The sequence below is a fragment of the Candidatus Electrothrix sp. genome (genome assembly GCF_052785085.1).
In genome coordinates this window covers 1-10,927 of the sequence record NZ_JALAAI010000121.1, presented here as the reverse complement: position 1 = coordinate 10,927, position 10,927 = coordinate 1, and the positions used below count along the sequence as shown (strand labels likewise).

General features: G+C 51.8%; 9 protein-coding genes and 1 pseudogene. 1 reads left to right on the top strand and 9 read right to left on the bottom strand.

Features of this window, described 5'->3' with window-relative positions; translation table 11 throughout:
- Positions 1–222 (top strand): annotated as a pseudogene (locus L2082_RS15790) (IS66 family transposase); the annotation flags it as partial.
- Positions 223–1,135: 913 nt separating this feature from the next.
- Here the strand turns inward: L2082_RS15790 and nadA are convergent.
- The 9 genes from nadA to L2082_RS15745 form a co-directional block, all read right to left on the bottom strand.
- A complete protein-coding gene (gene nadA / locus L2082_RS15785; protein ID WP_446009560.1) occupies positions 1,136–2,167 on the bottom strand; it encodes a quinolinate synthase NadA in 1,032 nt (343 codons plus the stop codon).
- Positions 2,168–2,386: 219 nt separating this feature from the next.
- The gene (hypE, locus tag L2082_RS15780) at positions 2,387–3,442 is read right to left on the bottom strand and encodes a hydrogenase expression/formation protein HypE (RefSeq protein WP_446009561.1); all 1,056 of its coding nucleotides are present in this window, start codon (positions 3,440–3,442) and stop codon (positions 2,387–2,389) included.
- 57 nt (positions 3,443–3,499) lie between these two features.
- Complete coding sequence (gene hypD, locus L2082_RS15775; protein ID WP_446009568.1) at positions 3,500–4,579, bottom strand: hydrogenase formation protein HypD; 1,080 nt, start codon at positions 4,577–4,579, stop codon at positions 3,500–3,502.
- Positions 4,566–4,808, bottom strand: a complete 243-nt coding sequence (locus tag L2082_RS15770) for a HypC/HybG/HupF family hydrogenase formation chaperone (protein ID WP_446009562.1) — start codon at positions 4,806–4,808, stop codon at positions 4,566–4,568. Before L2082_RS15770 ends, hypD begins: the two co-directional genes overlap by 14 nt.
- Before the next feature lie 8 nt (positions 4,809–4,816).
- On the bottom strand, positions 4,817–7,282 hold the full coding sequence (gene hypF, locus L2082_RS15765; protein ID WP_446009563.1) for a carbamoyltransferase HypF: 2,466 nt from the start codon (positions 7,280–7,282) through the stop codon (positions 4,817–4,819).
- A complete protein-coding gene (gene hypB / locus L2082_RS15760; protein ID WP_446009564.1) occupies positions 7,282–7,983 on the bottom strand; it encodes a hydrogenase nickel incorporation protein HypB in 702 nt (233 codons plus the stop codon). The genes hypF and hypB overlap by 1 nt, the downstream gene beginning before the upstream one ends.
- 17 nt (positions 7,984–8,000) lie before the next feature.
- Complete coding sequence (gene hypA / locus L2082_RS15755) at positions 8,001–8,333, bottom strand: hydrogenase maturation nickel metallochaperone HypA (protein WP_446009565.1); 333 nt, start codon at positions 8,331–8,333, stop codon at positions 8,001–8,003.
- Positions 8,334–8,408: 75 nt separating this feature from the next.
- Positions 8,409–8,951: a hydrogenase maturation protease gene (locus L2082_RS15750; RefSeq protein ID WP_446009566.1), complete on the bottom strand. Its 543-nt coding sequence runs from the start codon at positions 8,949–8,951 to the stop codon at positions 8,409–8,411.
- A 200-nt stretch (positions 8,952–9,151) separates the two neighbouring features.
- On the bottom strand, positions 9,152–10,747 hold the full coding sequence (locus tag L2082_RS15745) for an IS66 family transposase (RefSeq protein ID WP_446009567.1): 1,596 nt from the start codon (positions 10,745–10,747) through the stop codon (positions 9,152–9,154).
- Between the last annotated feature and the right edge of the window lie 180 nt (positions 10,748–10,927).

Below are 10,927 nucleotides of genomic sequence, written 5' to 3'. Positions count from 1 at the left end.
CTGACCAATAATGAGGCGGAGCAAGCACTACGTCATTGGGTTATTGCGCGCAAATTAAGCCACGGTACCCGTAATGGCCAAGGCAGTCATGTGTTCGCCATACTTGCGAGCGTGATTGATACGTGTAAGAAGCGCAACGCCTGTCCGTGGAAATATCTCGCTGAGGTTATCACGGCTCGGCGCCAGGGGCTGGATGTGCCTCCTCTGCCTCTTGCTGCGTAAAAAAAATGAGAGGGGTCTGAACGGTTACCCCTGAGCATCATTTCCATAACAGTCGCCTGAAACGGAAAGGTCAATTTCTCTTGCAAATACGCTCTCCAGGCCCGCAACAATGCTAAGTCGTCATCTCGCGAGATCCCCGAGAGGACGCTTTGAATACGCTTTCCTTGTTCTTCAAAATTCACCCACATATAATAAGAAGAAAGCTCTTCAAAGACTCTATCCACATCTTCTATTGAATCTCTTCGTTTTGTCAGGGTAACATCGGAATGCGACAGATACATCTTCTGCCATTCCCAGCCTTCTTCCTCACTATGAATAATGGACGAAGCTGGCATCTGTTGCAGCGTTATGCTGTCCCAATCAATACATACCAGATCTTCATCTATCTCTGATATCCTTCCTTGCCATGCCCCGATATTATTGCCTAAATCCGGGTCTTTTACTCCTTTGTTTACAACAACTGAATCACCAATTTTCAAAACCACAGTGGTATTTCCTTGTTTTCCGTTAATTGTTTAGTTGAGTTACAAAATGTAAAAACAACATACACCCTGCATGGAGATTTTACCAGAGGAGGAAGCAGAATACTCCCCGTTTTACGGACGTTCCAACTCCTCACGAATTGTTCTCCATCCCAAAAACTCAGAAAGCTTCAGCCGATACCGCGCCACATTGCCCTCGTGCAGACGCTTCAGGCTGTCAGAAAAGGTCTGCTCAAAGGGGGCTGGTATGGTAGGCTTTCTGGAGCAAGAGCCAGAAACAGTCTTCCAGTACCTGTAATGGCACGCTTTGCTGTCACAGGTCAAGAAAAGGTTGATAACGTAGGATGATTAAACAAGAGCAGGGGCTCGTTATTCGGCAGGTGGGCCGTCACCCGTGCGGAATCGGTTACGGCCTGAGCTTTGTTTTGTAATCAATCAGCAGCAGCGGCCGTTTTTTCCAAAGCAAACATATTATCCAGGCAGGCCCGGGCCTTTTCAGCCAGAGCCGGAGGCAGCTCCACCCTGTTTTCAGGATCGGGATTTTTCAGAGTGTCGAGTATATCCGTAAGCCCTATTTCTTTCATATAGGGGCAGAGAATGCAGCTACCAACAATATTTTTATCGGTACATTCCGCCTTGAAACGATCTGTCAGGCCGCATTCCGTGACAAGCATGAAGGTCGTTGCCGAAGAGTTTTGGACATGCTTAAGCATGGCTGCTGTACCACCGACAAAATCAACCAAATTGACAATACCTGGAGAACATTCGGGATGGGCCAGGATTTCAGCATCAGGAAACTGCTGCCTGATCTGCATTATGCTGTTTTCATTGAACTCGTCGTGAACAATACAGGTGCCTTGCCAAGGGATGATGGTTTTGGAGGTCATGTTTCGGAGGTTCAGTCCCATCATTTGGTCAGGTATAAAAATGATTTCTTCCTGGGGCATGGCCTCAACAACCGCTTGAACATTGGATGACGTACAGCAGGCATCACTTTCCGCTTTCACCGAGGCATAGGTGTTCACATAACAGACAACCCCGGCTTCCGGGTATTGTTGCCGTAGTTTTTTGACCTGTTCAGCAGTGATGGAGTCGGCCAGCGAGCAACCGGCTTTTTTCGGCACCAGGACTTCTTTTTCAGGGTTGAGCAGTTTGGCGGTTTCCCCCATAAAATAAACAGAACTGAAAATGATTTTCCGGGCAGGGTGTTCGCTTGCCTTACGGCTGAGATCGTATGAATCACCAACAAAATCGGCGACACCGTACATGATGTCTGGTGTTTGGTAGGAATGAACAAGGATGATTGCCCCTTGTTCCTTTTTTAACCGATTAATTTCAAGGGTGGTGGGGGCCAGTAAACGACATCCTTCCCGTGTCCAGCCCAGCTTATGCAACTGTTCATGAAGGCGCTCTGTTTCTTTGCTGATTTCTGGTGGTGTACAATGTAATGCATCGTTTGTCATGGTTGATAACCCCTGTTATTTTTTATGGGTATCCAGAAGAAGAACCGGGAGAAGCCTATATGCTCCCATTCCGCCCCTCTGGGGCGGTACAACAAAATATGAAAAGCAGCATATCAGGTATCCAACATCATATCAATACAGGAATATTCTTTTCTGGCTGTTTCTGCGTTTCTTGTTCTCTTCTAAGACAGAAAATCAAGCGTGTTGAGTGGGTCTGGGTTAACAAATCCTTGGCAGCAGCTCGCCCGGCAACATATCCAAAAGCCGGGTGCCCCCGATGGCTGTCTGTAGCCGAACCTCCGCCTTTCCCGCATCAAGAACCCTTCCAATGATAGCAGCATTTTTTCCGTACTTGGTCTGCCGCATGGTTGCCAGGACAGCCTCGGCATCCTCCGGTGGGACAAAGGCCACCAGCTTGCCCTCATTAGCGATAAAGAGCGGATCAAAGCCCAGCATTTCACAGGCAGCCCGAACCGCTGGTTTGACAGGGAGTTTATCCTCCTCAATCAGCAGGGTGACCTGGGATTGCTCAGAAATCTCCACCAGGGAGGTTGCCAGCCCACCTCGGGTGGGATCGCGGAGTACATGGATCTCTCCAGCAGCCAGCATAGCCTGGACCAGATGATTGAGTGGGGCCGCATCACTGATTAGATCAGTATCAAACCCCAGGCCCTCGCGGGCAGCCAGCACGGTGATACCGTGATCACCCAGAGTGCCGGAAACGATGATCACATCCCCAGGCCGGGCATTGGCCCCGGAGATCTGCACCCCTTGGTTCACCACCCCAAGGCCGGAGGCATTGATGAACATCTTATCAGCGCTCCCTCGCTGGACTACCTTAGTATCACCGGCAACAATCTGAACCCCAGCTTCCTGAGCAGCAGCTCGCATGGAGGCCAGCACCTGACGGAGGGTGGCAAAGGGCAGGCCTTCCTCCAAAATAAAGCCGCAGGTCAGAGCTAGGGGCTTGGCCCCGACCATCGCCAGATCGTTGACGGTTCCGCAGACCGCTAAATGACCGATATCCCCGCCGGGGAAAAAAAGCGGCTCAACCACATGGGAATCGGTGCTCAGGGCCAGGCGTTGGCGGCCCGTTGTCTCAATGATTGCGGCATCGTCCAGGGTGCGCGGGGCTGCCTCACCCAGCTCCGGGAGAAAGACCTGTTCAACCAGTTCCCGGCTCAGGGTGCCGCCGGACCCGTGCCCGAGGAGAACGGTTTCCTTGGGGCGATGTGGGGTAGGACAGGTTGCTCCTGCAAAATTCGGTTTATCCATAATCGTTCTATATTGTTCTCTCATCAGGGAAGAGGTTTTAACTCCCGATGATATCTATCAATGGTACCTATAATAGGCTGCGCAGGCCCCTTCCGAGGAAACCATAGGGGCACCGAGCGGGTTTTGCGGTGTGCATTTTTTGCCAAAGGCAGGGCATTCCACGGTTTTTTTTAGGCCCTGAAGGATCTCACCAGCAATGCAGAGCGGGGATTCCTGGCTGAGGAGATCCTGAACCTCGAATTTGAGTTCCGCATCAAGGGCGGCAAGCTCAGGACGCAGGCCCCAACCACTTTTCGTGATAGTGCCGATACCACGCCATTTGCGGTCAACAGGCTGGAAGGCCTGTTGGATACTCTGTTGAGCCGCTGTATTGCCCTGCTGGTTGACCGCACGTTGGTACTGGTTTTCCACCTGGGCATGACCTGCCTCTAACTGCCTGATCGTTGCGTACAGACCCTGGAGCAGATCAATGGGCTCGAAACCCGTGACCACGATGGGGACTTGATATTTTTCCGCCAAAGGAAGGTATTCATGAAAACCCATAACCGCACAGACATGCCCGGCTGCCAGAAAGCCCTGAACCCGGCAGGATGCTGCCTGGAGAATAGCCTCCATTGCAGGCGGAACACGAACCTGGGCTGTGATCATGGAAAAATTTCTGATCCCCTTTCGTTGGGCCAACAAGACAGCCATTGCATTGGCCGGGGCTGTGGTCTCAAAGCCGATGGCAAAGAAGACCACCTCCTTGTCAGGATGGGCGTCGGCCAGCTGTACAGCCTCCAGAGGCGAATAGACCACCCGCACATCCCCGCCCTTGGCCCGCACCGAGAAAAGATCTGTGCTGGAACCCGGTACCCGGAGCATATCGCCATAGGAGGTGAAGATAACCTCTGGTCGGGAGGCAATGGCAATGGCCTTGTCAATCTGCTCCAGCGGGGTCACGCAGACCGGACAGCCGGGACCGTGGACCAACTCAATTTGCGGGGGCAGGAGGGCATTCAGGCCGTGGCGGAGAAAGGAATGGGTCTGGCCGCCGCAGATCTCCATGATCACCCAAGGCTGGTTGACGCTCTCCTTAATCTTTTGGAGCAGGAGCTTGACCTGGGTTGGATCCCGGTATTCATCAAGATACTTCATTGTCAAAGCGCGAGACCTCCTGAATCAGCTGGATGCTTTCCTCGGCCTCGGTTTCGTTCATCAGGCTGATGACAAAGCCAGCATGGACCAGGGCGTAATCACCTAGCTTTGCTTCGGGCACAAATTCCAGACAGATTTCTTTGGCAACCCCGCCAAAGTCGATCTTGGCCATTTGGAGGGCATTCTTCTGATAGATCTCTGTTATTTTTCCTGGGATAGCAAGGCACATGGTTTTTCTCAGTTTGTCATTTGGTGATGGGCCACAGCGATTTGGCCCAAGGCAAGGCCACCATCATTACATGGCACCTGTTGGTGGCAATAGACGGTCAGCCCCTGTTCTTCTAAGCCGTTACGGACCAGATCAAGCAGGAGCTGATTCTGCCAGACCCCGCCGGACAGGGCCGCCTCGTGCAAACCTGTTGCTGCACATGCCTGAAGGCAGAGGTCAATAGCCAGTCGGGCAATGGTTTGGTGGAGTCGTGCTCCGATCAGACCGGCTGGTTCCTGCCTTTGGACATCCTCAATCATGGCTCGGAACAACTTTTGTAAAGGGACAGCGTTATCCGGTGAATCGACAGGAAATGAGTTGGTTGGATAAGGTGTTGTCGAGTTCAAATAGTGCCTGGATAGTATTTCCAGCTCAATGGCTGCTTGGCCCTCATAGCTGATTCGGTTGCGGATGCCGATCAGGCTGGCTGCGGCATCAAAGAGCCGTCCCATTGAAGAGGTCTGCGGGCAATTGATCTGTTTGTCCACCTGTTGCCGGATAATAGTGATGGCCTGTGGCTCAATATGATCGAGAAAGGGCAGCTCGTCAAGCTCCGCGTTTGCTATGCCAAGAGCACGGGCCGCGCCGACCGCAATACGCCAAGGCTGACGGATGGCCGCCTCTCCACCGGGTAAGGGAAAGTTTTGGAGATGGGCAAAACGCTCGAACGCCCCATAGGAGGCAATCAGAACCTCGCCACCCCAGATGGTGTTGTCCGGGCCATAACCGGTGCCGTCAAAGGCAAGGCCGATGAGCTGCCGATCCTCCAGCCCATTATCTGCCATGCAGGCCGCGATATGGGCATGGTGATGCTGAACCGCTATGCAGGGGAGTCCGTTGCGTTGAGATTCTCTTTGGGCATAACGGCTGGTGAAGTATTGCGGGTGGAGGTCGTGGGCGATGTATTTTGGCTGGATGCGGAAGAGCTGGCTTGCCTGCTCCACCGTCTCTTCAAAGGCGGCACAGGTCGCAGCTTCGTCCATATCGCCAATATGCTGACTGAGAAAAGCCTGTGTTCCCTCGGCCAGGCAAAAAGTATTCTTGAGCTGCCCTCCCACGGCAAGTATGGGTTCGACTGGAAAAGGGAGCTGAATCGGGCAGGGGGCATAGCCCCGGCTCCTGCGGAGAAAAAGGGCTGTGCGGTTCCCTCTGTCTATCCGTAGCACCGAATCATCGCAGCGACTGTGGATAGGGCGATCGTAGAGGAGCAGGGCATCAGCCAAGGGAGCCAGCTGGGCAAGGGCCTCCTCGTTCTCTGTCACAATCGGTTCGCCGCTTCGGTTGCCGCTGGTCATCACCAACAGGGCCGGGGCAGGTTCTCGGGCCAAGAGCGGGTCTGTCCGGTTAAGCAGGAGGAGGTGGAGCGGGGTGTAGGGGAGCATGCAGCCCAATTGGTCCAGGTTGGGGGCAATGGCGGATTCTGTAGGGGTACGGCATGCCGTGCCCCTACGTATCGGGCAGGCACGGGGACTTGCCCCTACAGACTTCTCCAGCAGGACAATAGGTTTCTCAAATCCCTGGAGTAATTCAGCCTCTGCATCGCTGACCTGACAGATGTTCTTGATCTGTTCCAGATCCGCTGCCATCAGGGCAAAGGGTTTCTCCGGGCGGCCCTTGCGACGGCGAAGTTCCGCAACCGCATCGGGATTATTTGCATCACAGGCCAGGTGAAAGCCACCCAATCCCTTAATAGCGAGGATTTTTCCTTCGCGGAGAAGACGACGTGGTGCGAGCAGGGTATCCACGGCTGTTGTAGGGGCAGATCCCCGTGTCTGCCCTACGGTATCAGGGGAAGACAACGATTCCATAGAAGAGGGCGAACACAGGGATTCGCCCCTACGGTAACCGGCATCATGCAGGGCAAGGCTCGGCCCGCAAACCGGACAGGCCGAGGCCTGGGCATGGAAGCGGCGATCCAACGGGTTTTCGTATTCCGCCTCACAGTCCGAGCAGAGTGGAAATTCCTTCATGACCGTATTTGCCCGATCAATAGGCAGATTCTGGATGATGGTAAAACGTGGCCCGCAGTTGGTGCAGCTGATAAAGGGGTAGAGGTAGTGCCTGTCAGTGGGTTCCAGCAGCTCTTGTTTACAGGCCGGGCAGAGAGTTGCATCCGGGGCTATAGGTTGTATGCCTTGCCTTTTGCCCTTCTGTTCCTCGGAGGGAAGGATAGTAAAATCCCTGTACGTTTTTGCCTGTTGCCCCGCAGAGGAATCCGGTTCGGTGGTGATGGAATTAATGCGGGCCAGCGAAGGCGCATCTTTTTTGAGGCAGGCGAGAAAATCTTCTATAATTGAGGCCTGCCCCTGAAGAAGGATCTCCACCTCAGCAGAGGTATTACGCACCCAGCCGCAGAGTCCCAGCCTTGTTGCTAGGCTGTAGACAAAGGGGCGGAAACCCACGCCCTGCACCAGGCCTTGTACTCGGATGAGCATTATTCGGGGATAATCTCTGCGTGCGCTTGCTCAACCAGCCAGTCGGTCCAGGCATCCAGACCTTCACCGGTTTGGCAGGAAAGCGGGAAGGTGGCAATGCCGGGATTCAGCACTTCAACGCCTTGCTGGAAATACTCCATATCAAAGGGGACATAGGGTAGAAGGTCTATTTTGTTAATGATCAGGGCCTGCATACCCATGTACATGCCGGGATATTTATAGGGCTTATCATCGCCCTCCGGGATGGAAGCAATCACTAGGTTGAGATGGGTACCGAGCCGGAAATTGGCCGGACAGATCAGGTTGCCCACGTTTTCCACCACCACCAGATCAAGGTCGTCCAGGGGCAGCTGGCTCAGGGCATCTTCCATCATCACCGCATCCAGATGACATTCTCCGCCAGTGTTGACCTGCACCGCAGGCATTCCTGCTGCAAGAGCCCGATCCGTATCAATGGAGCCTGCCGGGTCGCCTTCAATAACGCCAATTCTCAACCGCCCCTTGAGGGCCTCCAGCGTCTTGAGCAGGACACTGGTCTTGCCTGCGCCAGGAGAGGCCATGATGTTGACCCCGTATACGTTTTTTTGATGCAGCAGGCTGTGGTTACGCTGGGCGATCCTGTCATTGGCTGACAGGATATTTTCCACCACAGGAACCCGCGTTGTTGTATGACTGTGAGTATGATTATGACCATCGCACATAGTATTTCTCCGATAAATTATTCAACATCAATGCTGTCTACCTGAAATTCCCGGCCCCCGCTGACCCGCACAGCACTACTTTCGCAGGACGGGCAGAGAAAATCCTCGCTGCCGGGATGAAAGACGTGGCCGCAGTTACTACAGGTCATCTCGCCGGGGATGCGTTCGAAATGGAGTTTTGCCTCTGCTGCCAAGGTTTCCTTGGCAATAATATCCCAATAAAATTGCACGGAATCATCGACAATGGATGAGAACTGGCCGATCACCAGATTGACCTGCTGGATCTTTCTCTCCTTGGCGTGTTGCAGGACGATATCAAGGATGCTTTGGGTGACAGAGAGTTCGTGCATCGTTGTTTTTGTTGATGAAATTTTGCTGGGCACGGCACGCCGTGCCCTTACTCGGGCAGGCACAGGGGCCTGCCCCTACTTGTCGATCAGTTCCAGTACCTTCTGCACCGCCAGCGGTACAGCGGTAGCTATTGCCGGGCTGAGATCCTCCTGGAAATCATAGACATGGGCAGCCTCTACTGCAATAATATACACCTGAGCATCATCAGGCAGGGATTCCCCCATGCTGCGGCCTAGCTTGAGGGCCTGCTTGAGCGAGACATCATGGGCCGAGGCAGTGTGGCCGTGAGTCAGGTCTTCCATGTCATCCAGAGTGAAACAGACCACCTCGCCCTGCGGGTGCTTGCCAGTGTTCAGGGCATCGATGAGGATAACCCGGTCATAGCCGATGAGCCGTTCCATTAGGCTGAGGCCAGCTAGCGAGTAGCACTCAATGGTGATGGGTTGTTGTTCCTGGTCATGCAGGCCGGGCAGGGGGGCATCACCCAAGGTAATGCCGCTCTGTTTGCTGACTTCCTCAGCGACCCGCCAGCCCACGCCGTCATCTCCGAGGATGGGGTTGCCGAGGCCGACTATGATAGTGGTCATGGCGGATGATTGAGGGGGTGTATCGAGCATGTTTGAATTTATTGGTGTTTTCCTGAATCCGTGAAGCCATAGACCACATTTTCCCTTTTCAAGGAAAAAAGGCTTTTTTCCTTGCTCGACTGAACAATATTACGTAACTTCTCAATAAGTGTTGGTAGACGTCAAAAAAAAGACACACCACGCCATTGATAGAGAGGGAGTTTACTGTCTGCTGATAATATCCAGCTGTGTTATCCGGGAGCAGTGTTTGCTTGTTCGATAATGTGGGGTAAAGGTGGAATAGTATTTTTACCGGAAAGTCGGTCTTCAAGATATTGCCAAAAAGATACCCCTAATTTTCGGCATGTCTTCTTTATGCTTGCAAATGTGTCTCTACAACGACGTCCAGCCTCACTACGGGTGCTTCCGCTGACTTTGCGCTTTTTTACATATTCACGGATATCATTTTCACTGAGGTTATTGTGAAGGGGTATCTCCGGTCTGTCGAGAACCAAGAGGAGTTCCGACTTGTTTTTATGTAAGCGTTGAAGAGCTTCATTAAGGGTTTGAAAGTCTGTTTTCTGGGTAAAAATTGTTTCAAACTTTTCCGACAACCGATCTTTTTCTTTTTGGCTTGGGGATTTTTTATAACCTTTCAGTTCGTCATAGAACTGCCAAATCTGCTGACGAACTTCTTCGAGTATCTGTCGTTTTTTGTCGCTGGGGGCAATTATTTTGGCCAGTGTTCGTTCAGCATGAATCCAGCAAAGCGCATGGTTGAGTATGTTGAATTGCCCCGCATCATCACTGACAATGACGAGGCTTCTGGGAAGCTGGGAGAGGACACACCCAAAAAGTGCTCCTTCCGTTGCAATTTGTATATGGCGAGGCTTGACAATCCCCAACTCTTTGAGGTGTTGCTCCCATTGCTCTGTATCCATAAATTCCTTGACCGGATGATTGAGCAAGAGAGCGAATGACGATTTCGGAAGCCGCTTTTGTTCCATATATTCAAACGCATCATCATTGAGTACATAATCAGACGCTCCAGCTCGAAGGAGACTAAGGAAATTAATTCGGCTTTTGCTTTCGGTACTCTCAAACCAGGCAAAGAAATCATTTCCTATATGGGTGCAGTAGCCATTTTTGCCGTTATGGCGAGCACCTGTATCATCAACGTTTACATGAGATGAGTACCGAAGACCAGCAGAAAGGATTGCATCTTTTTCAGCGTGAAAAGAATCTTTGTTTTCGGTGAGAATATTATTGAGCTGCCCGGATGAAATATCCACGCCCCACTCACGGAGTTGCTCCAGAAGTAACGGTTGCGTGACATGGCAGTGGTGGTATTGATGGAGAATGAAGGTATTAAGAGTATGGTCGAAATGACCATCAATTTCAGAAGGCAGTTTTCCTGAAATTATTTTACCTTCCGGAGTTTCCCACTGTTCGAGCAAATAGCGTGTATTGTGAACTGATATTTTCAGCCCCTGGACAGTGTAAGGCTTGAGACCGTTAAATGTAGACCCCGGAGGAATTGACTCAGGCTGAATACGTTTTGTTTCGTGTATCTCCAGATTGGCTGTTTTTTTCTTTTTGGCCGATCCTGGACGTTTGCCATTGCTCTTTTTTTTACCTTTTTTGGATAGCTTGCTGGGGAATATTTTAGGTTTTGGCTTTTGCCCTTTTAAACGTGCAATCTCATCTTTGAGCTGCTGAATCTTCTCTTTCTGGAGAGCGATTGTTTCAGCATGTTGCTCAAGCAATTCCAGCAGAATTGATACACTGGGATTTTGCCGATCTGAATCAGGTATATTCAGTTTGATTTGATCTAAGGTAGTCGCCATGACTATATAATATATACAATAACGCGATTAATGCCAGAGTTTTTTCAAGCCTTAAGTCGCGATGGTCACCCTCCTGAGTGTTGTTCGCCGACAACGACAGTTGTAAACAGTTCTTTTAATGTCCATCTATGATCAGTCAGTCCCGCTGCCATTGCGGGCGTCCGTTGTATCCATTTGCGC

What these genes read in the sequence shown, in the direction of transcription:
- nadA (WP_446009560.1), bottom strand. Translation starts at nt 2,167, where the DNA reads ATGACAAACGATGCATTACATTGTACACCACCAGAAATCAGCAAAGAA.
- hypB (WP_446009564.1), bottom strand. Translation starts at nt 7,983, where the DNA reads ATGTGCGATGGTCATAATCATACTCACAGTCATACAACAACGCGGGTT.
- hypA (WP_446009565.1), bottom strand. Translation starts at nt 8,333, where the DNA reads ATGCACGAACTCTCTGTCACCCAAAGCATCCTTGATATCGTCCTGCAA.
- hypE (WP_446009561.1), bottom strand. Translation starts at nt 3,442, where the DNA reads ATGGATAAACCGAATTTTGCAGGAGCAACCTGTCCTACCCCACATCGC.
- L2082_RS15745 (WP_446009567.1), bottom strand. Translation starts at nt 10,747, where the DNA reads ATGGCGACTACCTTAGATCAAATCAAACTGAATATACCTGATTCAGAT.
- hypD (WP_446009568.1), bottom strand. Translation starts at nt 4,579, where the DNA reads ATGAAGTATCTTGATGAATACCGGGATCCAACCCAGGTCAAGCTCCTG.
- L2082_RS15770 (WP_446009562.1), bottom strand. Translation starts at nt 4,808, where the DNA reads ATGTGCCTTGCTATCCCAGGAAAAATAACAGAGATCTATCAGAAGAAT.
- L2082_RS15750 (WP_446009566.1), bottom strand. Translation starts at nt 8,951, where the DNA reads ATGCTCGATACACCCCCTCAATCATCCGCCATGACCACTATCATAGTC.
- hypF (WP_446009563.1), bottom strand. Translation starts at nt 7,282, where the DNA reads ATGCTCATCCGAGTACAAGGCCTGGTGCAGGGCGTGGGTTTCCGCCCC.